Genomic DNA, 23,907 nt, shown 5'->3' with positions numbered 1-23,907 from the left:
CGCCAACGCGGTCTTCTCTAGTAAGAGCGACCGCGTAATTCGGGTGTAGTTGCTGTTAAAGAGACTGAAAAACAATTATTGACAAATATTTTTATTTGTGATATAATAAAATATTTTGTTATCGACAACGCTCCTCGCTCCGTGATAAAAAGTAGTTGTGCGATAAAAAGGTGTGAGGAGGAATAGGGTATGAAAGCGAACACAGGTGTGAAAATGATTCCGTTACAAGGAGAGGCATTTGGCAAGCCGATGGTGATCAATCCCACCTTGCTTTGGGATGATGAACGAGCGGTATTGGTAGATACAGGTATGCCTGGTTCATGGGAGACCATTCGTCAGGAAATGAGCCGTACTGGCATCCCACTTGAGCGTTTACAGACTATCATTTTGACACATCAGGACCTTGATCATATCGGAAGTCTTCCAGAAATCGTTCGTGAGCTTGGCGGACAGGTCGAAATATACGCGCATGAGCTAGATCGGCCGTACATCGAGGGCACACGTCCTCTCCTCAAAGCAAACCCAAAAGTCATGGCTCCTTTACTTGCGATGTTGCCTGAAAAGGAACGCGAGTACTTGCAAAGGCTTTGTGAAAATCCGCCAAAGGCAATGGTGCACAAGACACTGGCAGACGCAGAGATTCTGCCGTATTGTGGGGGAATTCGCATCATTCACACTCCCGGACATACGCCGGGGCATATCAGCCTTTATGTACAAGACAGCAAGACCTTGATAGCAGGGGATGCTATGGTGTATATGAACGGAGCACTACAAGGGCCGATTCCGCAAAACACTCTCGATATGGAAATAGCAGTAAACTCTTTAAAAAAATTCGAGAACTTGGAAATTAATAGTATCATTTGTTATCATGGAGGCATGTGTCAAAACAACGTACAAGAGCAGCTTTCTGCTCTGATACGGTGAAGGAGTTACATGGTCTTGGACATTAAAACAACGAATCCAGGTTGGAATATGTAGATATAAGAAGCGTGGAGGACACCAAGCTGGAGTATTCCCAATGGTGTCTTTCTCATTTTATCCTTGCAACGTTTCTTGCGTTGTTCGCTCGACTTCGGAATGGGAGACTGATGCAGCCGAAGAGGTTTTGTAGTATTTTTCCAAAGACTTATCTGAGCCTGTCCAACGAGCCAATGCAGCGAGCACAGCAAACATGCCTTTTTGCAGGAAGCGCGGAATGATTGGGAGGTAAAACTGCCCCATCTGAAAGATCGTTCCCAATAGGAGAATATTTTTCGGGATATATTGCTTGATAAACGGCAAATAAAAGCTGCGCCCGTCTGTGTCGAGCCCGTATCCACAGCGGACAAACGCTTCAAAAGTACCGGCTGGCCGGATTTCGACATGGAAGCTGACGAATTCGTTAGAGGGATTGTGGAACCCATGAACCTTGTCTGTTGGTATATTCAGCTTCTCTCCCGGCTTCAGGATTACTTTTTTTCCGTCAATGGTTACCTCTAAATTTCCAATTACACCTTCAAAGGTTTCGACAAGTTTTGTATGATAGTGTAGAAAAATCCCGTTATCCGGTGGAAGATCGGTACGGAATAATAAATATTCGCCATTCGTTTCTTCCGTTGTCTTTAAAAAGGTGACCACTTCATTATTGTGCGGGTTACTTACACTGCGGCTGAGATTTGACAAAACTATACCTCCTTGAAAAATAGTAAAAAGAGATTATATTAAGACAGAATATAGATTAAATATAGATTATTTGTTCCGGGGCAACAATTAAAAAGATAGGATGTTCTACCTAAAGATGGAGTGGATAGTATGAGCGGCATGATCGTGGTTCCAGGTTATAGGGTGGCAGAGTTTCTTTCCACTCATTCAAAATTGGGAATTTATCGGGGTTACAGAAATAACGACAATCTCCCTGTCTTATTCAAGGTACCGATGGAAGGACCTTCCCATAAAGAATCTCTGTGGAAACTGAAGCATGAATATCGCATTCTTCAATCATTGGAATCCCATGCAGTGGAAACGATCATCGAACTCGTTAATCACAACCGTGAGACGGTAATGATTACGGAAGATTTCGGGGGAGTGCCGCTCTCCTTGCTTATGAAAATGAAAGGACTGTCGCTAAAGGAGATGCTCTTCCTTGCGGTTCGCATGGCTTCCTGCTTGAGAGAAATCCATCAGCACGGAATCATTCATAAGGATGTAAATCCCGATCATATCCTGGTTCATCCTGATACCTATGAGGTGAAGCTTGGTAGCTTTGGTTTGGCGACGAAATGCCACCAGGAATACCAAAGTGTGATGAATCCAAAAGAATGGAAGGGAAATCTTCGCTACGTCTCGCCGGAGCAGACGGGGCGAATGAATCGCACCGTCGATTACCGCTCTGATATTTATTCTTTTGGTGTCACGCTCTACGAGTTATTGACTGGAAAGCTGCCCTTTTTAACTTCGGACATGCTTGAACTCATACATGCTCATATGGCGAGAAAGCCGCTCGCTCCCTCCAGTGTAAAACCATCCGTTCCAGAGATTCTATCGGACATTGTGATGAAGTGTCTGTCAAAAAATACAGAGGATCGCTACTTTAGTATGTCTGGCTTACTGGCAGACCTGCAGCGCTGCTATGACCAGCTTGAACAAAACGGTTTGATTACGCCTTTTCCGCTTGCTTTGGAAGACCGTGCTGATCACTTGCGGATTCCAGAGAAGCTTTATGGACGTGAGCAAGAAATCCAGATGCTCATCGATGCATTTGAGCAAGTCACGAACGGCGCTACGAGGATGGTTCTCCTCAGTGGCTCGGCAGGTGTGGGTAAGTCTGCTCTCGTGCTGGAAGCCCAAAAAGCGTTTTTGAGAGGCCGAGGACGTTTTGTTTCAGGAAAGTTCGATCAATATAATCAAGCGGTACCTTATTCCGCTGTCATTCAAATCTTTCAGGATTTGATCAAGCAGTTATTGGCAGGCCACGAACGTGAGTTGCTCGCTTGGCGAGAGATGATACTCGACGCCATGCAAGGACTTGGTCAAGTGATCGTGGATGTCATTCCACAGCTTGAAACAGTGATCGGCAAACAGCCTGCCGTACCTGAGTTGCCTGCAGCGGAAGCAAAAAATCGCTTTCAATGGGTGATGCAACGCTTTATTCGGATTTGGGCGCGACCGGAGCATCCACTCGTCTTGTTCCTGGATGATTTGCAATGGGCGGATTCTTCTTCGCTGTTCCTGATCCGAGAGTTGGTTGCAGATATGCAGATCAGTCATTTTCTATTGATTTGCGCTTATCGTGAGCATGATGGCAGTGTGATGAATCCGTTGATTGCCATTTTGACAGAGACAGGCATTAAGAGCCGCATTTTGCGCCAATTTACGTTATTGCCGCTTCGAGAACATGAGTTCAATTCGTTAGTAGCGGATACCTTGCATAGTGATCCAGACATGACGGAGCCGCTGGTTACGATTATCATGCAAAAAACAGCCGGAAATCCGTTTTATGTAAGAGAATTCATTAAGACGCTGTATGATCGGAACTTGTTGTGGTATGGGAGAGAAGAGCGGAGCTGGCAATGGGATTTGGCCGAAATCGAGAAGCTGGGTACAACGGAAAATGTGGCCGATCTTCTCGTAGAAAAAATGAGAAGATTGCCTGATTCTACTCAGCAACAGCTCGCTTATGCTGCTTGTCTGGGCAATTCGTTTTTGCTTCATTTGATAGCCAAGTCACGGAATCAAACGGAGTCAGAAGCCATCCAGCATATATCGCCTGCGATTGAGGAAGGTCTCATCTATCCGATTGAAGGAGCGGAATATCTGACCTACGCGGCGCTCGTGGAAGAAGAAGTGGCGTCTCAGATGAGGATTCGTTTCCGCTTTGTGCATGATCGCATTCAACAGGCCGCCTATTCGTTGTTAGCAGAGGCAGAGCGCGGACAGATTCACGTCAAGCTGGGCAGAATGATGTGGGAAATGTCCCAAGGAAGCGAATCCGGCTTCCTGTTCGAAATTTGCGATCATATGTATCGGGGCAAAGATATGCTGGAGGATCAGGCGGAGCGCATGCATGTAGCGCACTGTCATTTGATCGCTGGACAAAAAGCGAAATCCTCTGCGGCATTTGAGTCGGCTTTGCAGTATTTCCAACGCGGTCTCGAGCTGGTGGGGGAAGAGGGCTGGCAGCGCAATCATGATCTGACCATGGAGTTGTGTGCGTTGTCTGCGGAGACGACGTACCTCTGTAACCAATTGGATGAGGCCAAACAATTGTTTGAACGCGGGATGCAGCATGCCAAGACCGACCTGGAACGAGTACGCATTTTGGAAATGGAAATTCGCATGTATACGCGACTGGCTGAATTTCCGCGTGTCATGGAGATCGCAAGCGAAGCCTTGGGGTTATTGGGCGTACCGATTCCGAAAAAGCCTGGCAAGCTCGATATCATTAAGGAAATGTTTCACATCAAGCGCCGCCTCAAGGGCCGGAAAATAGATGAGTTGCTGTATTTGCCGGATGTTCCCGATGAAAATTATCAGATGGCGATGAGCATCATCAGCTACGCCGGGCCATCTGCTTACTTTGTCAATCTCAATTGGTTTGCTTTAACGATTTTGCGTGCCCTTCATCTGTCGCTCGTGCACGGAAACGCGGTCGCTTCGGCAAACGGTTATACCGGTTACGGGATCGTACAAGCTGCTCAATTCGGAAATTATCGAGAGGCGTACGAATTTGGACAATTGGCTTGCCGTGTGGCAGACAGCTTCGCCGATCCGATTGCCATGACGAAGGCGTATGGCGCGTTTGCCCTACTCATCAACCACTGGTGCGAGCATGCGCGGACGAACATCCCTCTCCTGAAAAAAGCGATTCAGCTCGGCTTGGACGGCGGAGGCAACATTTATGCTGCCTACAATGCCCATGGTCTTTTGGAGGCCATGCTCTATTGTGGTGTGCCAGTGGAAGAATTGGAGCAGCAAATCGAGGAATACAGCGATATGATTCAACAAATCAAGGTCGTTGATCACGATGACCGGCTCCTGTTATTGCGCCAGGCGCTGCATGCTTTTACAAGGTGGACGGACAATGAACGAACGGCGTTTTGCCATGATGGCTTTGACGAAGTTGCCTATGTAAGCAACCTGAAAAAAGAAGGAAACAGCTACAAGCGGTACATGTACCACTACTATAAATCGATGGTTCACCTCATGTACGGGAACCATCTGGAGGCAGCCCAGCTGCTGGCTGAAGCGGAGCAATGGATGGATTCAGTCAGCGGACAAGTACTTGTCAGCCAGCAAGTTTTTATGCAAACACTGGCATTGACGGGGCTCTATGAGAACGCCAACGGACAGGAAAAATCGAAGTACGGGAAAAAAATCAAAGCAAATCTCAAAAAGATGAAGACGTGGGCAAACGAATGCCCGGAAAATTTTCAGCACAAGTGGTTGCTGATGTATGCTGAGTGGCTGCGTGTCACTGAGAAAAAACAAGAAGCGGGTCCTTTTTACGAACAGGCGGTTCAACTCGCCAAAAAGGATGCTTTCTTGCAAAACGAGGCAATGGCAAATGAATTGGCCGCCCAGCATTACTTGGCACTTGGACTCGAAACGATTGCGAAGGCGTACATGACGGAGGCGCACGAGGTTTACATGCTATGGGGAGCGGTCGCCAAGGCACGGGAGATTGGGGAACGGTACCCTTATCTTTTGCAACGGGTTAGAAGCCTGGGAGCTTCCGCCGAAATTGCCACGACTGACCAGACAGCAGACCTCGTCGATTTAATGAGTGTCATCAAGGCGTCGCAAACGATTGCTAGCGAGCTCCGATTGGAAATGCTGTTGGCGACGATGCTGCGCACGGTGATGAGCAATGCAGGTGCGGAGAAAGGAATCCTCTTGCTGAAAAAAGATGGTGACTGGCTCATCGAAGCGGCAGGCTCTGTCGATTTGGACGTGGAGATCATGCAGTCTGTCCCATATGAGCATAGCGGAATGCTTTCTGTGGCTGTCGTGAATTACACGATTCGTACAGAAGAGATGCTGGTGCTCCACAATGCTTCGGTTGAAGGTGTCTTTTTCCGCGATACGTACATTGCGAAGCACAAGCCGAAATCGATTCTATGCTCCCCGCTATGGCAGCAAGGAAAAATGATCGGTGTCATTTATTTGGAGAACAATGAGACGACACATGTGTTCAACGAAAAACGCTCAGAGCCGCTCAGACTGATCTTCTCGCAAATTGCGATCTTTATTGAAAATGCGAGACTGTATCATCAATTGGAGCAATGGAATCAATCCTTGGAAAAGATCGTGACAGAGCGTACCAATGAGATTCAGGCACTTTTGCAGGCGAATAAAAATCTGTTGAACAATGCGGGACAAGGCTTCCTTTCTTTTTCCAGAAATCTGCTGGTCCATTCTGAGTACAGTCGGGAATGTCTACGGATCTTTGGCAGAGAACTGGCTGGGGTATCGGTCGCAGAGCTGCTTTACCCGGATCGTCCAGAGGACAGCGTATTTATTGAATCTCTTTTGGAAAAGTACTTTGAAGCCAAGGACCAAGGGCAAAAAGAGCTGTATCTCAGTCTGTTTCCTACAGAAATCCAGATCAATCAAATGCCGTTGAAGCTGGCATGCAAGCCGATTTATGAAGATCGGCGGGATTCGCCAGAGGGCTTGATGCTGATCCTGACAGATATGAGTGAGCAGCGGGCGCTCAAATCAAAGATGGAGCGAGAATGGCAAAGGTTGAATATGGTCGTAACGGTAGCGATTAGCCTCCCGCTCTTCCAAAAGGTACTGCGAGCTTTTGACGCTTTCTTTGAGGAAGGGTGGAAGCGGGTCCTCGGAGAAGACATAGCGGAATCCGAGAAACTATTCAAATTGGTCGCTCAGATTCATCAGTTTAAGGGTGACTTCAGCCAATTACACTTGATTCATACACCGCAAAAGCTGCATGACTTGGAGTCATGGTTGATTCAATGGGCAAAGTCGGAACAACACCTGTCCGACAAGGATGCGCGCGCCCAGCAGTCATTCGCAGAGGTTCAAGCTGCGATGCAACAGGATTTGTCGATCATGCAGCACAAGCTCGGGATCGGATTCCTGGACCATAACGAGCATGTGTACACCATTGCAAAAGAGCAATGGGAAAGCTTCGAGCAGGAGATCACCAGTTTGGTACAGGGGAAAGCTCAGCAGGAGCTGCTCCACCGCATCCGCAAGCTGCGCTATCGTCCCATGAAGGACCTGTTGTCCCGGTACGAAGACTATGTAAGTGAGCTTGCCATCCGACTGAATAAGACGATCGATCGGGTCGAATGGGATGCGGAAGAAGTATTGGTCGATCCGGAGCGATTCGAGAATTTTGCGAGGAGCCTGGTTCACATTTTCAACAATGCGATCGATCATGGAATGGAAGAAGAGCAAGAACGATTGGCATGCGGAAAGGAACGCAGCGGCAAGATTCAATGCCGCATTTGGCAAGAGGATACTTCCCTGTGCGTCATGATTCGTGATGATGGGCGTGGGGGAGATATGGAGAAGCTAAGGCTGGCATTGGCTGAGCATGTTACGGTACAAGAACATGCAAGTCTCGTATCGGGCAGAGGAATTGGCCTGTCCATTGTCAAAAAAGAGGTTGAGCAGTTGGGAGGAACCCTTCAGGTTCATACCCAAAACGGAGAAGGCACCCGCTTTACCTTCCGAATCCCGCTAGAAACATAGAAAAAAACTGAGGCGCCAGTGCCTCAGTTTTTTTGGTTGATCGACTAAAGCGAATTCGTAATGGAAGCCAAAAGTCGTTCTTCATCGATCGGTTTTAGAATGTAATGGCGCGCTCCAGCGTTGATTGCTTCAAAAACGAGCGGCTTTAATCCGTTGGTGCTGACCATAATGATGTTGGCGTCGGGGAAGGTGCCGATGATTTTTTTGACGGTCTCTATGCCATTCATTCCTGGCATATTGATATCCATCGTCACCACGTCGGGAAGGTGGGCCGTATACTTTTGATAGGCGTCCAACCCATTCGTCGCTTCTGCAATGACTTGATGGCCCGCCCGTTCCAAAATGATTTTCATGTAATCTCGTACTACAAGGGAGTCGTCTGCTATCAGTATACGAGCCATAAATCCTCCTGTTTCGAAACGGTTAGTAATTCTTGGTAAGTGATCATCCTGCTTTTACCATAACACTGATAGGAAAAATGTCGCAATCATTTGATCATCAAAAGTGTGCAAACATACAAAAAAACAAACGAATTCCAGCTTTTGATGAAACTGGATTCGTTTGTTTAGCTTTTCCAGATGGGTCATGTATTCGGTTAGCAAAAGCAATCTGGCTTGCCAGGAGCATCATGATAGGCGAGCAAGGCATTGACCCCATGACTTAAGATAGCACCGGAACGTGTCACTGCGGCAACCAGTAGAGCCTCCATAATTTCCTCCATGGTGCCGCCCAGTTCTTTATACTTTTTGACGTGAACATCGATGCAATAAGGGCAGCCAGTCACGTGAGCGACCACAATGGCAATCAACTCTTTCGTTTTGACCGGAAGCTGGTGGGATTGCTGGTAGATTTGCCGCTCGAAAGAAAAATAAGAAGCGGCAGCGTCAGGCGCCAATTTCATCAATTCTGGGATATGCGACAAATTTGCTGATTCATAATACGAACGTGCTTTTGACATGAAACATCCTCTCCCTTTTCATGGGTAGTCACTACGACTTTATTGTAGAGAGAGAAAATGGTTGCTTCTGTAACTTACTCACCAATCTCACCAATCACTAGGAAAAAGTTTTTCCTGGAGGGCATCACGGCGAATAGCTGTGATTCGGCCTCGGCCTAACTGAAGCCACCCGGCTTTTTCAAACTCCTTGAGTGACCGACTGATTACCTCTCGGGCAGTTCCGAGTTCTATGGCAATCGCTTCATGGGTGATGGAAAGATGATTGTGAGAATCTGTGGTACGACGGAGCAATAATTCGGCGATGCGGGCGTTGATCGGTTTAAACGCGATATCCTCGACCAGAGATGTGACGGAGACCATTCGGTTGATCATGTTCCGGTAAATAAACTGACGCAAGTCCTTATAGTGATCCATCCAGTCTTTGAAAACATCTACAGGCAAAAGCAGCAGCTCGGTTTCCTCTTCTAGCTGTGCGGATGCTTCATAGCCCGTCTCACCTAAAATACTGGCCATCATGAGGACGCAGACTCCCCCGCGTTGTACCCGATATAACGTAACCTCACGTCCTGACTCGCTGATGATATAGATGCGGACCTTGCCTGACAATACAAAAGCGGCATGGGCAAACAGATGACCCTGCTGCATCGTAAGCTGGGGAGAAAAGCGTTCCACTGTTATGTCAGGATGGCGCCATGCGGCTTCCGGAACAAGGGAAAAGCACGGAAAAGCATCCGTCACAAGTTGGATTCGATTCAAGTCCATTGTTTTACCCTCCGCGACAACTCAATTAGAGAAATATGCTTACTTGTAGTGTAGGGAAAAGACGGGATCTCTACAATGGAATATCCGTCTGCGGACTGACGAGAGAACAACCCTGCAGCCTGATTTCCCTTCTACGCTGTTTTGCTATGATGTTATAGAACTTATCTTGTAAAAATAACCAGTATCGAGGGGAAACAGATGAAACAAGTGAAACAGTGGATAGGAGTAGGCCTTATTGCTGTGGGAATTGGCTTGGCCGGATGCACGATCAACAATAACGTGATCAAGGTTGAAGAAGAAAAAAGACAGCTTGAATTACCTGCGGAGTCCATCGAGGCGTTGAATATTGTGACCGATTCAGGCGATTTGATCGTCAAAGGTGATGAGAAAGCAACCGCGATTCATGTAGAGGCTGAAATCAAATCGAAAAATGTCAAACCCGAAGAAATCATCCTTACACTCGAGAAGGATGGGAATAACGCAACACTACGATCCGAAGTGAACACAGATATCGGTTTTAACTTTGTGGATATGACGATAACGGTAATCGTTCCAGCCAAGCTGCCGATAGCCCTTACCGATGGATCAGGAGATATTGACATGACGAATCTAACAGGAAAGCTCACGATTGAGGATGACTCTGGTGATATTCAATTAACGAATACGAACGGAGAGGTAGAGATTCGTGACCAGTCCGGTGATATTAAGATCAAGGACGCGTCAGCCCTCAAACTGATCGAAGACGATTCAGGTGAGATCGTCATGGAAAATACGGGTGGAAACGTAGCGATTCACGATCAATCCGGTGATATGTATATTAGGAAGCATAAGGGTGATATTACGATATCGGACCAAAGCGGCGATATTGTCATTGATACAGTCGAAGGAAATGTGCTGATTGAGAATGACGGGAGCGGAGATCGATTCGTTCAAAACGTAACAGGCTCGTACACATCCAAATAAATCAGGACCGTCAGGGTTTTTGCCCTGGCGGTTTTCTTGTTCGTGGCGGTATTTTGACAGGCTGAGGAAAAAATTAGCCGACTAATGAAAAAAAGCTTTCCCTTCCGATAAAGAAGTGCTAATATAACAAAGGTAGTTCTAATTGAGAATGAATCTCTTTATTAATGATCATGAGAATTATTCTCTTTGGTAAATATTCGAGTCAATACGGGACATTACTCCATGAAAAAGTAAGAAGAGTAGGGACGCGATGAAAAAGAGATATTTGGTTGTAGCACTGATTTTGCTATCGTTCGTTTCACTTTTTATTGGCGTGAAAGATATATCTCCGTGGGATCTGTTCAATCTCACAGATGACAAAGTGCAAGTGCTATGGATTAGCAGGATTCCGCGTGTGATCAGTATTATCATCGCAGGGGTCAGCATGAGTATCGCCGGATTGATCATGCAACAGCTAACCCGAAACAAGTTCGTTTCTCCGACGACAGCAGGGACAGAGGACTCCGTTCGATTCGGAATATTGGTTTCACTCTTGGTATTCGTCGATGCGAGCTCCTGGGTGAAGCTACTCGTTGCTTTTGCATTTGCTCTCTTTGGAACCTTTGTCTTTATGAAGATTCTCGAAAGAATCAAATTTAAAGACTCCATTTTCATCCCGTTAGTGGGACTGATGTTTGGAAACATCGTCGGGTCCATCACGACGTTTTTCGCTTATAAGCATGACCTGATGCAAAACATGTCTGCTTGGTTGCATGGAGATTTCTCCACCATTATGAAAGGCAGCTATGAGCTTTTGTACATAAGCATTCCGCTGGTGATTATCGCTTACTTGTATGCGAACAAGTTTACCATTGCCGGAATGGGTGAAGAGTTCGCCATCAACCTCGGGTTGAACTACAAGCATGTCGTCAACATTGGACTGGTCATTGTCGCTTGTGTGACCTCGGTAGTTATTCTCACAGTAGGGACAATCCCGTTTTTGGGGCTGATCATTCCCAACCTGGTTACGATCTACCTGGGAGATAACCTGAAAAAAAGCTTATCTCATACCGCTTTGCTTGGCGCGGTGTTTGTACTTGCTTGTGATATCCTGGGACGCCTCATCATCTTCCCATACGAGATTTCCATCGGCATGATGGTTGGGGTCATTGGCAGCGGGATATTCGTGTACTTACTCATGAGAAGAAAGGCATATGAACAATGAAAGCGAAGATAGCTGCCCTGTCGATAGTGGCGATTGCTTTGATAGCCATTTTTATGATGATTGACGCCGGTGGCAACTGGGATTACGTCCTTCCTCGGCGGGCTAAGAAAATTCTTGCCATCATTTTAACCGGTTGCATTATCGCCTTTTCTACGATGATCTTCCAGACAATCACGAACAACCGAATCTTGACGCCTAGCATCATCGGCCTTGATTCGCTCTATATGTTCATCCAAACATTTGTGATCTTTGTTTTTGGCTCCACCCATTTCACCTTGATGAACAACAACGTCAACTTTCTGATCTCGACAGGTGGGATGGTGCTTTTCGCAGGCTTGCTCTACAAATTCCTGTTTAAGAGGGAAGGGCAAAGCATTTATTTCCTGCTCCTTATCGGATTGATCTTGGGCACATTGTTTAGCAGTTTGTCCACGTTCATGCAAGTGTTGATTGATCCGAATGAGTTTCTGGTTGTGCAAGACCGAATGTTCGCCAGCTTCAACAATGTAAAAACAGACCTGTTGATCACGAGCTTTGTTCTGGTCATCGGTATCATGATTTACTTCTGGCGATACATCAAGTACTTGGATGTGTTATCACTCGGTCGGGATCAGGCGATTAATTTGGGGATTCCGTACGATTTTGTCATCAAACGGTTCCTCGTCGTCATTGCCATTCTCGTATCAATCGCGACAGCGCTCGTTGGACCGATTACCTTCCTCGGACTGCTGGTAGCGAATCTCGCCCATCAGTTTATGAAAACCTATCAGCATAAATACTTGCTGGTGGGCTCGGCTTTAATCAGTGTGATTGCACTGGTTGGCGGTTTGTTGATCGTGGAGCGTGTACTTGCGTTCTCCACGACGCTTAGTGTCATTGTCAACTTTATTGGTGGAGTTTACTTCATCTATCTTCTGTTAAAGGAGAATAAAGCGTGATCGAAGTCCGGAATGTCTCAAAACTATATGGTAGCAAATATGTCGTGGAAGATGTCTCTGTGAAAATTGCCAAGGGGAAAATCACGTCCTTCATCGGACCCAATGGGGCCGGAAAGAGTACGTTGCTGTCGATGATTAGTCGCCTGTTGACCAAGGATCAAGGTGAGGTTTTCATTGAGGGTCGGGAGATTGGGCAGACAAAGAGCAGTGAGCTGGCAAAGAAAATCTCGATTCTCAAGCAATCGAACCACATTACGGTGCGGTTGACGATTCGTGAGCTGGTCAGCTTTGGTCGCTTCCCGTATTCACAAGGCAATTTGACAAAAGAGGATTGGAAGTATGTAGATGAGGCTATCCAGTATTTGGAGCTTACGGATATTCAACACAAGTACCTCGACCAGTTGAGTGGCGGTCAGCGTCAACGCGCTTACATCGCAATGGTTGTTGCTCAAAATACGGAATACGTCCTCTTGGATGAGCCACTCAACAATTTGGATATGAAGCATTCTGTCCAGATCATGAAAGTGCTGCGACGTTTGGTAGACGAAAGGGGCAAAACGGTTGTCATTGTCATTCACGATATCAACTTTGCTTCCGTCTATTCGGATTATATCGTCGCTCTCAAGGATGGCAAGGTCGTAAAGGAAGGCACTACAGACGAAATCATCACCCAACCTATCTTGAAAGATGTCTATGACATGGATATCCATATTGAAGACATTGAACAGAACAAAATATGCGTTTATTTCGCGTAAGCTCTATCTTCCTATCGTTAAAATTTTGATGGCCTGCCGGGGGTTTCATCAGCAAGCTATCAATAATTTTATATACTTTTACATTCTATATAGAGGTGAGAGAAGTGAACAAAAAATTACTCATGCTGTTTATGGCAGTACTGTTGGCTGTATTCACAGCTGCATGCGGCTCCAATAACGCTGCTCCTGCAACAACTGCGGGGGACGCAACCAAAGCACCGGAAGCTGTACAAACATCCGAGGAAGTTACGATCAAGCATAAATTGGGTGAAGCAAAACTGAAAAAGAATCCAAAAACAGTTGTAGCATTTGACTTCGGTGTTCTGGATTCCTTGGACAAATTGGGTATCGAAGTAGCAGGTGTTGCACAGTCTACCAACATTCCTGCGTACCTGGAAAAGTTCAAAGACGCGAAATACACAAACGTTGGCGGTTTGAAAGAGCCAGACTTTGAAAAAATCAATGCAATGAAACCGGATGTGATCTTCATTTCCGGTCGTCAACAAGATGCTTACGAAGAGCTGAACAAAATTGCTCCAACCATCTTCATGGGTGTAGACAATGCGAAGTACATGGAATCTTTCAAAGAGAACATGAAAACATTGGGTACTATCTTCGGTAAAGAAACACAAGTAGAAGAAGAGCTGGGCAAAATCGATGCATCAATCAAAGAATTGAATGCAAAAGCAACGGCAAGCGGCAAGACTGCTCTGATCGTGATGGTTAACGAAGGCAAGCTGAACGCTTACGGCGCCGGTTCCCGTTTTGGTATCCTGCACGGTGAATTCGGATTTACGCCTGTAGACAAAAACATTTCTGTAGAAAATCATGGCCAAAGCGTTTCCTTTGAATATATCGCAGAAAAAGATCCAGACTACCTGTTCGTAATTGATCGTGGAAACGCGATTTCCAAGAATAAAGAAGTGTCTACTTCTACACAGCAAACGGTAGAAAACGACCTGATTAAGAACACGAAAGCATTCAAAACTGGCAACATCATTTACTTGGATTCTAGCAACTGGTACTTGTCTGGTGGCGGATTGGTATCCACCGCTGGCATGGCAGAAGAAGTTCTGAAAGAAGTTAAATGGTAAGAGGCTAGAAAAGAAAGTGGCGGCAGCCCATGGGAGTAAGGCATTCCCTGGGCTGTCGCCTTTTCATTTTTTAGAACGTGCTGATTCATTTATACTCGGGGCTCCCGCTTGGCAAACTCTTGTAACATCCCTCTTATTTGTTCAACCAATAAAGCAGGTGCCTTCTTTGGTGAACCCGAGTCAAACGGTGGCTGGGGATCGTATTCCAAAATCAACTGGACTCCTTTGCCCATATCCTCTCCCAATTCCCATGCAACCAATTGGAGTGCCATGTCGATACCAGAGGAAACGCCGGCTGCTGTAACGATTTTGCCCTGACGAACGACTCTCTCCTCTGTTGGAATGGTACCAAGAGATTGGAGCAGTTCGAAGGACCCCCAATGAGTAGTGGCTACGGCTCCATGTAACAAGCCTGCGGCACTCAAAATCAGAGAGCCGTTGCAAACAGACGTAGTCCATTTCGTCGTCTCATGTATGTGGCGAATCCACTGTAGAGTTTCTTCGTCATTCATAGGGGTTTTATAATTGGGCGGACTGCAACCGGGAACAACAAGAATATCAGCGGAAGTAACTTCTGAAAAACTGTAATCGGCATGTAAATAGCCCATATTGGAATCAAGTTTGATTAACCCTTTTTTCTTAGCGACAAATTTTACTTCACATTTCAACGTAGCAGCGAATACATCGTATGGACCAATTGCATCTAATGCGGTGATGCCGTCGAAAAGCAAGATGGCAACCTTCATGCTGATCTCTCCTTTGAAATGGGATATTTTTCTTGCAAACAAATACTATCATACATATAGGGGGTATATGTATGTCTGAGTTGTGACTAACTGCAAGGTTTTCTAAGCCACGTAACGAGGAGAGATAAACGGTTGGTATAGCAAAAAGCCGGTTACACCGTAAAACGTGGTGAAAACCGGCTTTTTGCTAGCGGAATCTAACCGTTATCTGGCTCCAACCAGCTTGCGCTCTTGCGTGTAAACAGGTTGGGTAGTGTTTTCGTTAGGTTGCTTTAGATCCACAGCATGACATAGCTCATATGGGAGGCAGAGCGGCACACCCGTGCGAGGGTCAGTCAGGATGTCTGCTTCGATGTTAAATACCTTACGCAGCATCTCAGGCGTCATGACTTCAGCAGGGCTTCCCTCAGCGACGACGGTACCGCGAGAGATGGCAACCATGTGCTGTGCATAACGGGTTGCGTGGTTCAAATCATGGACGACCATGACGATCGTACGATTTTCTTCGTCATTCAGCTTTTGCAGGAGCTTGAGAACCTCCAGCTGATGAGCCATATCCAGGAAAGTTGTAGGCTCATCCAGGAACAGGATGTCCGTTCCTTGCGCCAGGGCCATCGCAATCCAGGCGCGCTGACGCTGACCGCCGGATAGCTGGTCAACCGGACGATCATGGAAATCTGCCATGCCGGTCATGGAAATAGCCCAGTTTACGATTTCCTTGTCTTCCTTGGTCAAAGAACCGAAGCCTTTTTGATGAGGGAAGCGGCCATAGGTAACGAGCTCAGACACGGTCAAGCCATCGGGTGCGGTTGGGTTTTGCGGCAAAATCGCAAGTTGCTTGGCGACTTCCTTGGTCGATTGCTGATGGATCGACTTTCCGTCCAAAAATACTTGTCCGCCGGTTGGCTTCATAATCCGCGCGAGAGTTTTGAGGATCGTCGATTTACCAGAACCGTTTGCACCGACCAGGGCGGTGATTTTTCCAGAAGGAATGCTGATGTTCAAGTCTTTGACAATGGAAAGCTCACCGTATCCGATGTCCAGCTTTTGCGTGTATAAGCGCTCCACAATGGGCCAACTCCTTTTTAGGAAAGTATGTACATGTATGAATAAACGTAGACAATGATAATCATTTTCACTAAGGTAAAGTATATAACGGAATGAAGCCAAATTCAATATGAAAAAGCCAACCTGCTCACATGTGTGAACAAATTGGCCTTGGGTTAACTTACGATGGTCAAGCTTTAGTAGGTGATATGAGCGATAATACCTTCTTCGTCGTCCAATACCAGCTCGATACCGGCGGAATAAGGGTTCCGCTGCATCTGGGTCTCCAGGTAGTAGCGAATCGCTTCAATCATATTAATCTCGACCAAGATTTGTTGGCGATCCATCCAGTGTATTTCAGCAGAGAAGCCATACTCCTCGTCCCACATCAGCTCGACGGAGATGTCTTGTGGCTTCAACTGCTTTTTGTTAGCTGCATGAATGCAGATTGCATTAATGATATCTTGTTCAGAAAAAGTTATCTTTTCCATGCGTTCAGTTCCTGTTCTTTCGCGCGCTTGGTTTTGAAGTAGACGAACGCTTTGCGGATCAGGATAATCACAGCGAGGATCGCCATCAGGTTGATCATGAAGCCAAGGATGGAGCCGAGAATACCCATATCAGCGAACAAGCTTCCAAACAGCAAACCAGCCAGACCGCCAATCAGGAGACCTTTCATGAACCCGCCGCTTTTGCTTGCGGTAGCAGCAGGAGTTGTTGTAGTACCTTTATTGGTTGTTGCGTTTACATTTGAATCGGCTTTGTTGGTTGTTTGTGTATTGGTAGGAGCCGTGTTAGAGTTAAAAGATTTTTTCCCGGACTTATAACCTTTCGCATCGGCATGATCAATGAATCCTCCGGCCGGAGCGAGTACGAGCATTACGGCAACCAACATCATGATGAGTTTTTTCATGTTATTTGAGTAGCCCCTCTCATTAAAATGACTTGTATATATAAGTCTACATGAATATCGAGCGAAATACCAACGAACTTTCAGTGACGATCAGTCTAAATACCTACAAAAAAGCCCCTGACAAGCGATTTCGTCAGGGGTTCTTCGATTTACGCGCTCTTTTTCAGTTTTCGGGCTGCCCAGTTACCCAACGATTGAATGAGCTGGACCAAAACGACGAGGATAATGACGGTAATGATCATGACTTCGATATCCCATTGCTGATAGCCGTATCGCAAGGCGAGATCGCCCAATCCACCGGCACCCACTGCGCCCGCCATAGCAGTGGCACCGATCAAACCGATGGTCGCAATCGTCAGGCAGAGGACGATGCCAGGTCGTGCTTCACGCAGCATGATGCGAAAAATAATCTGCGTCCGGGATGCACCCATCGCTTGGTACGCTTCGATCACGCCGCGATCTACGTCATGCAGGGCCGTTTCCATCAGGCGTGAGATGTAAGGTGTCGTATAGACGATGAGCGGCACAATGGCTCCCTCAATCCCAATCGAGGTGCCCACGATCAACTCTGTAAAAGGAATGATCGCAACCATAAGAATAATAAAAGGCAGTGAACGCACAATGTTGATGAGCGTATTCAGGGTGTGATAGATGATCTTGTTCGGGAAAAGGTGATTCGCCTGTGTGATGACCAACAAAATCCCGAGCGGAATCCCGATCAATGTCGCAATGAACAACGAAAACCCGACCATGATGACAGTCTCTTGCAGGGATTGCCCGAATACCGGAATCATTTCAATCAGACGCTCCATTAGCTCCGCACCTCCTCTGGTGACACAATATCTACGCGGTAGACGGATTCCCGCAAGAAGCGAATGCCGTCTTGAATAGGCTGGTCTTCACCAGAAATGTGCAATAGCAAAATGCCGAGCGCCGTTCCCTTAATGGTCGTAATCGAGCCGTACAACAGATTGGTGCTAATCGGAAAGTGTGCGGACAAGGTGCCTAGAACTGGATCGAGAGCGGCATCTCCGCGAAAGGCAACGCGAACAATTTTGGAAACGGGTCCGGTTTCTTTTATCTTGGACAAAATCTCCTGTGGTACCTGATCGTCAAAAACCGTTTTGATAAAATTGCGGGTCGTTTGCTCTTGCGGATTGCTGAACACATCCAGAACAGAGCCTTGCTCGATGACGACACCGTTTTCCATGATAGCTACCTGGTCGCAGATTTTTTTGATGACCTGCATTTCATGTGTAATCAGCACGATAGTCAGGTTAAACTTTCGATTGATGTCGAGCAACAGCTCGAGAATCGATTCGGTCGTCTGCGGGTCGAGAGCGGAAGTCGCTTCGTCGCAGAGCAGGATTTCCGGATCAGTCGCAAGCGCACGAGCGATGCCCACCCGTTGCTTTTGTCCACCGGATAGCTGAGAAGGATAAGCATTTGCTTTATCAGACAAGCCAACCAAGCCGAGAAGGTCTTCTACCTTGCGCTTAATGACATCTTTGGGGACGCGATTCATCCGCAAGATTTCCGCCACATTGTCAAAGACATTATAGGAAGAGAGCAGGTTGAAGTGTTGAAAAATAATCCCGATCTTTTTGCGAGCTTGCCGCAGCTCTTTTTCCTTGAGGGTCAGCATGTTCTGGCCATTGACGATCACAGAACCGCTAGTTGGCTTCTCCAACAGGTTGATGGTACGGAGCAGGGTGCTTTTCCCCGCTCCGCTAAAGCCGATCACCCCGTAGATTTGCCCTTTTTCCACCTGCAGGGATACGCCCTTCAATGCTTTTACCTGCTTGTTTCCTACTTGATACGACTTATGAATATCGGTTAGCTGTATCATAACGAGTTCTCCTTGTTGTTCTTGATGTTCCTGGCGTCGATCTTACCAGGACGGCAGTACAGCTCCTTCAAAACGCTCGTCGATGAATTTTTTCACTTCTTCCGAGCGGTAGATGTCCACCAGCTTTTTGACGGCAGGGTTGTCTTTGTTGGTTTCGTTGACTGCCAAGATGTTCACGTACGGAGAGTCAGCCTTCTCAGCGAAGATCGCGTCTTTTTTCGGAGAGTAGCCAGCTTCCATTGCGAAATTCGTATTAATCGAAGCAACCTCTACGTTATTCAGCGAGCGTGCCAGGAAAGCAGCCTCCAGCTCTTTGAATTGCAAATTTTTCGGATTTTCCACGATGTCCAATGGTGTTGCGTTGTCACCCACGCCATCCTTGAGCTTAATCAAGCCAGCTGCCTGATAGAGCAGCAATGCGCGTGCTCGGTTGGTCGGGTCGTTTTGAATGCCGACAACACCGCCTGCCGGGATATCCTCGACTTTTTTATGCTTGGTGGAGTAAAGACCCATTGGATACGTCACGGTTTTTCCGACCTCGACGATCTTTGTTTTGTGATCCTGATTGAACTTCGCCAAGAACGGAATGGTTTGGAAGCTGTTTACATCGAGATTTCCTTTATCGAGAGCTTGGTTCGGCTGTACGTAATCGTTGAAAACGACGACTTCGACGTCGAGTCCTTTGCCTTTGGCGACTTCTTTTACTTTGTTGAGAATCTCTTCGTGCGGGCCGCCAGTGACGCCGACCTTGAGTGAGGTTTGTTCAGCAGCAGTGCCACCGTTAGCAGGCGCAGCTTCTTGTTTACCACCGCAAGCCGTTACGAGCGATGCAGCGAGCAGCAGTGTAGTGAGCAGTAGACCAGTCTTTTTCATGAAAATACCCCTTTTCTCTGGATGTAAGATGGAAACGAAAAAAGCCTCTTCCGACAGAAGAGGCGAAAACTGCGAGTATGTAAACACACTGCAACAATACCTCTCTTATCTGTCGGAATAAATTCCGCTGGATTTGGCACCATATCGTTTGCGATAGGTTGCCGAGGTGTCATAGGGCCAGTCCCTCAACCTCTCTTCATAAGAGAATGTGCTATGAAATTTTAACGAAAGATAAAATCGCTAATCCTTATTCGAATAGTTGGATTATATCTTGCATCAACGTGGATGTCAAAGTTTTTTTCAAATGAATGTGATATTTGCGAAAAATGTGGTGATTCTACCTTCCTTTCGCATTACTCCTGTACAACCACCAATCGGGCGGGATGAGAGTCTGTCATTTTTCAAATATTTTCCATATTAATTATTGATTTTCCATTTATTGCCATGTAATATACTTAATAGGAAGATAATTCCAAATTACTAGTGATGGAGGATTATTATGAAAAGATCTGTTAAAGGTACAATTGCAGCAGCTCTTTTACTTAGCAGTCTATCTATTGGATCTAGTGCTATGGCATCATCACATGATGCAGTTGTAAAAGAAAAATATCCGGAGAGTCACGTTAAGGTTAATCAGGTTAAATATCCGGATAATTCCGCAAAATCTTTTATGAAGTTATTGGAACCTATGGGATCTGAAAGACCGATTGACGACGTTCCAATTAAGAATGCCAAAACGGATTCCAAAAATTTTAATATTCCAGAGGGCTATGGTTGGGTTAAAGTGTGGGTATATAATAGTGGAACCTACGAGATCAAAGTGTCCGTTACTGATTCATCCGGTAGTCAGAAAATGTTCTTTAGAGTACCACCTTATGGTAATCAAAAATTTGAAATAAGTAGCTCGCCTTGGGGAACTGGTTCGCATACAGTTTCGCTTTCGTCAGATGAGAACATGGAAGGTAAAGTTGCAGTTAAAATAGCACAACACCAGAATGAGCTGTAACACATAACAAAATACCAAAAACGAAAAAACATCTCGGTTCACTGTTTATGGTGAATCGCGATGTTTTTTTTGGCGTTGTACTCGCCTCCAAGTGGGGATAGAAAAATCTGAAATTTAATTTTCTGACAGACCACGAGAGAACTGCCCACCCTGAAAGGGGGGAGGGGCAGAAGGTATCGCATAGTCCCCTGTCCGGTAAATCCCGGTAGATCAATTCACGCAATTATATGAAATTGATCTAAATACGAATATTCTATTGAAGAATCGGGAAATCATTTGTATAATGAGAGCGAATGAACTCTATGCCAGCTATCGCAGGTGATGACATGACTCTCGTGGACTCCAATGAAACCAGAAAAAAGCTGTCTGCCATCTATAATGAGATAGCAAAAGAGTTGTTCGGATTTGGAACGACTTTGCTCCGAGTCACGATTGAAAACCAGATGATTACGTTCCAAGCCAAGCATCGTCGCTCTCCGCGCTCACAAGCGTTGGAAGGAGAAGCGCCGGCCCTCAAGCTCGAAGTCGATTTTCGCATGTCCCTTCTTTATAAGAAGAAACTGAGAGAACGACTGGAAGAAGAGATGGGGTTGCCGTTGGAAGCCGTGCTGAGGGACTATGATGCGCCTACGCAGTGGGCGATCACGAATGTTATTTTAGCTGAATCAGAACTGAATACCTGACGCAATCGTTCGGATTTTCTCTTTTGATCTATCTTAAGGGGAGACCGTAGACTTTGCGTAAAACGGGTGTCACTTCTCTTTGTTTACGAAGAAAAGTGCTCTTGTTTAGAATGATACGTTCTAATCAAGGGTACTTTTCTTTTTATTGTATCACCATATTTTGTCATCAATTGAACCCAACTGGAGGAGAATTACGATGAAAAAATTACTTGCTGGAATCCTGTCTTTCTCTATGATGTCACTGGCTCTCGCTGGCTGTGGCAGCAATGATCAACCACAAGCGGGAGGAGCTGGCGGCGAAGCCAAGGGCGAGCCACAAAAGCTGGTTATCTCCACATGGGGCTTCTCCGAAGACTTTTTCCGCAAAGAAGTATATGAGCCGTTTGAAAAAGAACATAACGTGAAAATCGTGCTGGAAATCGGGAACAACGCAGAGCGTCTGAACAAAATTCGCCAAGGAAGCTCCGATGTAGACTTGATCTACCTCTCTGACTACTATGCACAGCAAGGGATTGAGAGTGGCGCATTTGAAAAAATCGACCGCAGCCGAATCCCGAACCTGGATCAAATCTACGACATCGCCAAAGCACCACTGGGCGAGGAATACGGTCCAGCTTACACGATTGGCCAATTCGGGATTGCCTACAATCCAAAGCTCGTAAAAACCGAAATCAAAGATTGGAAAGATCTGTGGAACCCTGAGCTGACAGGCAAGCTGACACTGCCAAGCATTACTTCCACGACAGGCCCGATGGTTCTCGACAGTGCTTCTGCGGTCGCGGGCAGCAAGGAATTCAACGAGGATCAAGCCTTCGCGAAAATGAAAGAAGTCAACAAAAGTGTCGTGAAGTTCTACGATAAGACTTCCGAATACGTGAACATGTTTGGACAAGAAGAAATCGGCGTAGGACCGATTATGGAAATGTACTTCAAAGACATCAAAGCCGCTGTTCCAGAAGCTGTTTTCGTACAACCTGCAAGCGGCGGATATGCAGTCATGAATACGGTTAACATCGTAAAAGGCTCGAAAAACAAAGCACTCGCAGAAGACTTCATCAACTACCAGCTGAGCAAGGAAGTTCAGGAGAAAACAGCAAAAGCGAAAATCGATTCCCCTGTAAATAAGACCGTTCAACTGACAGAAGAAGAAGCAAAAGGCGTAACGTACGGGGAAGCAACCGTAAGCAAGCTGAAAATGCTGGATATGAAATTCGTGAACGAGCACTCCAAAGCATGGATTGACCGTTGGAATCGTGAAATCACGCAATAACGAACGATAGAAAAACAAAGGGCGAGGGTATAGACAATTTTCGGATATACCCTCGTTTTTCAACGTATAGGAATTTATAAAATAAATTCCGGAGCGCATGTAAACATTCCGCTAAAATGCGGTCGCTCCACGTTGAATTGGCTTCGATAGAAGTTTTCTTATGAGGAATGAACGTGAGGAGGACCACTCGTGCAAAAGATCATTCTTGACGTGGATACGGGGATTGATGATGCGCTTGGCATTATTCTCGCTGTGAAGAGCGGGCAATTCGATCTGGTTGGCATTACTACGGTGAATGGCAACGTGTCGTTGCGAAAAGCAACAGAAAACACGTGCAAAATTCTCGATTTCTTGCAAGTCGGCGAGCAAATCCCTGTTGTCTGTGGAGCATCTGAACCGCTGCTGCGACCGTTGTTTTTCGAGCATGCCGTACATGGTGAGGATGGTTTGGGAGGAGCCCTTGCCGGAGTTCCGATTTACAAGGAACCGACAGCTGGCTTTGGCCCTGATTTCATCGTGGAAAACGTACTTGCTCAATCCGGCGAGATTACGCTCATCATGACGGGGCCGCTGACCAATTTGGCTTTGGCGGTGAAAAAATGCCCGGAGCTTGTTCAACACGTCAAGGAAGTCATTTTCATGGGTGGGGTTGTCCACGAGCATGGCAATGTGACGCCAGTTGCGGAGTACAACATGTACGTCGATCCAGAGGCAGCGAAGGTCGTATTTCATGCCGGATTCCCGCAATTGACGATGGTTGGACTGGATGTGACGCGAAGAGTGCTGCTGAACGAGGAGCATATTCGCGAGCTGGGAGATACACCGATGGGCGAGTACGTGAGACAGAGTACGTCTGATTACCTCCATCGTTATTTTCAACGAAATGGCATTTATGCGTGCGCCATGCATGATCCATTGGCTGTCGCAGTCGCACTCGATCCGAAGCTGGTGAAGACGCAGAAGTTATATGTAGATATCGAAACGAGAAGTGAGCTGTGTGATGGGCAAACGGTTTGCGACTTTCAAAACCGCCTGAAAAAAGAACCGAACATAAACGTCTGTCTGGACGTAGATGCAGATGCGTTCTTTGCGCGTTTTCTCGGCGCATTGAAAGCCTGACGATACCGTGAACAGGAGTTAATCAG

Annotated in this window: 22 protein-coding genes and 1 riboswitch; of the genes, 11 read left to right on the top strand and 11 right to left on the bottom strand. The window is 46.4% G+C overall.

What is annotated here, in order from left to right:
- Positions 1-189: 189 nt before the first annotated feature.
- On the top strand, positions 190-924 hold the full coding sequence (locus FO446_RS27845; RefSeq protein WP_232774304.1) for an MBL fold metallo-hydrolase: 735 nt from the start codon (positions 190-192) through the stop codon (positions 922-924).
- A 111-nt stretch (positions 925-1,035) separates the two neighbouring features.
- Here FO446_RS27845 and FO446_RS27840 read toward each other — a convergent pair whose 3' ends face one another.
- Complete coding sequence (locus tag FO446_RS27840) at positions 1,036-1,662, bottom strand: cupin domain-containing protein (protein WP_221867269.1); 627 nt, start codon at positions 1,660-1,662, stop codon at positions 1,036-1,038.
- 129 nt (positions 1,663-1,791) lie between these two features.
- Between FO446_RS27840 and FO446_RS27835 the strand changes: the two genes are divergently transcribed.
- Positions 1,792-7,701 (top strand): AAA family ATPase, encoded by a 5,910-nt coding sequence (locus FO446_RS27835; protein WP_237899618.1) that lies wholly within the window; start codon positions 1,792-1,794, stop codon positions 7,699-7,701.
- A 44-nt stretch (positions 7,702-7,745) separates the two neighbouring features.
- Here the strand turns inward: FO446_RS27835 and FO446_RS27830 are convergent, their stop codons facing one another.
- From FO446_RS27830 to FO446_RS27820, 3 genes are all read right to left on the bottom strand, one after another.
- Positions 7,746-8,102 (bottom strand): response regulator, encoded by a 357-nt coding sequence (locus tag FO446_RS27830; protein WP_173610273.1) that lies wholly within the window; start codon positions 8,100-8,102, stop codon positions 7,746-7,748.
- 194 nt (positions 8,103-8,296) lie between these two features.
- A complete protein-coding gene (locus FO446_RS27825) occupies positions 8,297-8,659 on the bottom strand; it encodes a carboxymuconolactone decarboxylase family protein (protein ID WP_015893867.1) in 363 nt (120 codons plus the stop codon).
- A gap of 87 nt (positions 8,660-8,746) precedes the next feature.
- The gene (locus tag FO446_RS27820) at positions 8,747-9,421 is read right to left on the bottom strand and encodes a Crp/Fnr family transcriptional regulator (RefSeq protein WP_087350557.1); all 675 of its coding nucleotides are present in this window, start codon (positions 9,419-9,421) and stop codon (positions 8,747-8,749) included.
- 198 nt (positions 9,422-9,619) lie between these two features.
- Between FO446_RS27820 and FO446_RS27815 the strand changes: the two genes are divergently transcribed.
- The 5 genes from FO446_RS27815 (at position 9,620) to FO446_RS27795 (ending at position 14,375) form a co-directional block, all read left to right on the top strand.
- On the top strand, positions 9,620-10,384 hold the full coding sequence (locus FO446_RS27815) for a DUF4097 family beta strand repeat-containing protein (RefSeq protein ID WP_221867270.1): 765 nt from the start codon (positions 9,620-9,622) through the stop codon (positions 10,382-10,384).
- A gap of 250 nt (positions 10,385-10,634) precedes the next feature.
- Positions 10,635-11,588, top strand: coding sequence for an ABC transporter permease (locus tag FO446_RS27810; protein WP_237899617.1), 954 nt, complete (start codon positions 10,635-10,637; stop codon positions 11,586-11,588).
- Positions 11,585-12,526, top strand: coding sequence for an iron chelate uptake ABC transporter family permease subunit (locus FO446_RS27805; RefSeq protein ID WP_237899615.1), 942 nt, complete (start codon positions 11,585-11,587; stop codon positions 12,524-12,526). Before FO446_RS27810 ends, FO446_RS27805 begins: the two co-directional genes overlap by 4 nt.
- Positions 12,523-13,281, top strand: a complete 759-nt coding sequence (locus tag FO446_RS27800; RefSeq protein WP_173610276.1) for an iron ABC transporter ATP-binding protein — start codon at positions 12,523-12,525, stop codon at positions 13,279-13,281. Before FO446_RS27805 ends, FO446_RS27800 begins: the two co-directional genes overlap by 4 nt.
- 104 nt (positions 13,282-13,385) lie before the next feature.
- Entirely contained in the window at positions 13,386-14,375 is a 990-nt protein-coding gene (locus tag FO446_RS27795) for a siderophore ABC transporter substrate-binding protein (protein ID WP_304502553.1), read from the top strand.
- 89 nt (positions 14,376-14,464) lie between these two features.
- On the opposite strand, the gene FO446_RS27790 is transcribed toward FO446_RS27795, so the two are convergent.
- The 7 genes from FO446_RS27790 to FO446_RS27760 all read right to left on the bottom strand — a co-directional run bounded on the left by FO446_RS27790 (position 14,465) and on the right by FO446_RS27760 (position 19,803).
- A complete protein-coding gene (locus FO446_RS27790; protein WP_173610277.1) occupies positions 14,465-15,121 on the bottom strand; it encodes a DJ-1/PfpI family protein in 657 nt (218 codons plus the stop codon).
- Positions 15,122-15,325: 204 nt separating this feature from the next.
- Complete coding sequence (locus tag FO446_RS27785) at positions 15,326-16,189, bottom strand: ABC transporter ATP-binding protein (RefSeq protein WP_173610278.1); 864 nt, start codon at positions 16,187-16,189, stop codon at positions 15,326-15,328.
- A gap of 176 nt (positions 16,190-16,365) precedes the next feature.
- Positions 16,366-16,659, bottom strand: coding sequence for a YxcD family protein (locus FO446_RS27780; RefSeq protein WP_173610279.1), 294 nt, complete (start codon positions 16,657-16,659; stop codon positions 16,366-16,368).
- Positions 16,647-17,081, bottom strand: coding sequence for a hypothetical protein (locus tag FO446_RS27775; RefSeq protein WP_047070069.1), 435 nt, complete (start codon positions 17,079-17,081; stop codon positions 16,647-16,649). Before FO446_RS27775 ends, FO446_RS27780 begins: the two co-directional genes overlap by 13 nt.
- A gap of 149 nt (positions 17,082-17,230) precedes the next feature.
- Positions 17,231-17,893 carry a methionine ABC transporter permease gene (locus tag FO446_RS27770; RefSeq protein WP_173610280.1) on the bottom strand — a complete coding sequence of 221 codons (663 nt, stop codon included), beginning with the start codon at positions 17,891-17,893 and terminating at the stop codon, positions 17,231-17,233.
- Positions 17,893-18,930: a methionine ABC transporter ATP-binding protein gene (locus FO446_RS27765; protein ID WP_221867272.1), complete on the bottom strand. Its 1,038-nt coding sequence runs from the start codon at positions 18,928-18,930 to the stop codon at positions 17,893-17,895. The genes FO446_RS27770 and FO446_RS27765 overlap by 1 nt, the downstream gene beginning before the upstream one ends.
- 42 nt (positions 18,931-18,972) lie before the next feature.
- Positions 18,973-19,803, bottom strand: a complete 831-nt coding sequence (locus FO446_RS27760) for a MetQ/NlpA family ABC transporter substrate-binding protein (RefSeq protein WP_221867273.1) — start codon at positions 19,801-19,803, stop codon at positions 18,973-18,975.
- A gap of 102 nt (positions 19,804-19,905) precedes the next feature.
- Positions 19,906-20,008, bottom strand: a riboswitch (SAM riboswitch).
- Positions 20,009-20,302: 294 nt separating this feature from the next.
- Here FO446_RS27760 and FO446_RS27755 point away from each other — a divergent pair.
- From FO446_RS27755 to FO446_RS27740, 4 genes are all read left to right on the top strand, one after another.
- A complete protein-coding gene (locus FO446_RS27755; RefSeq protein ID WP_221867274.1) occupies positions 20,303-20,809 on the top strand; it encodes a hypothetical protein in 507 nt (168 codons plus the stop codon).
- Between the two features lie 326 nt (positions 20,810-21,135).
- Positions 21,136-21,492: a Na-translocating system protein MpsC family protein gene (locus FO446_RS27750; protein WP_173610495.1), complete on the top strand. Its 357-nt coding sequence runs from the start codon at positions 21,136-21,138 to the stop codon at positions 21,490-21,492.
- A 196-nt stretch (positions 21,493-21,688) separates the two neighbouring features.
- Positions 21,689-22,762, top strand: a complete 1,074-nt coding sequence (locus FO446_RS27745) for an ABC transporter substrate-binding protein (protein WP_173610284.1) — start codon at positions 21,689-21,691, stop codon at positions 22,760-22,762.
- A gap of 189 nt (positions 22,763-22,951) precedes the next feature.
- Entirely contained in the window at positions 22,952-23,881 is a 930-nt protein-coding gene (locus FO446_RS27740) for a nucleoside hydrolase (RefSeq protein ID WP_237899614.1), read from the top strand.
- Positions 23,882-23,907: the final 26 nt, after the last annotated feature.

It is taken from the genome of Brevibacillus brevis (assembly GCF_022026395.1).
Classification (GTDB): domain Bacteria; phylum Bacillota; class Bacilli; order Brevibacillales; family Brevibacillaceae; genus Brevibacillus.
The sequence above is the reverse complement of the archived record's forward strand: the minus strand, read 5'-3'. Positions and strand labels throughout refer to the sequence as shown.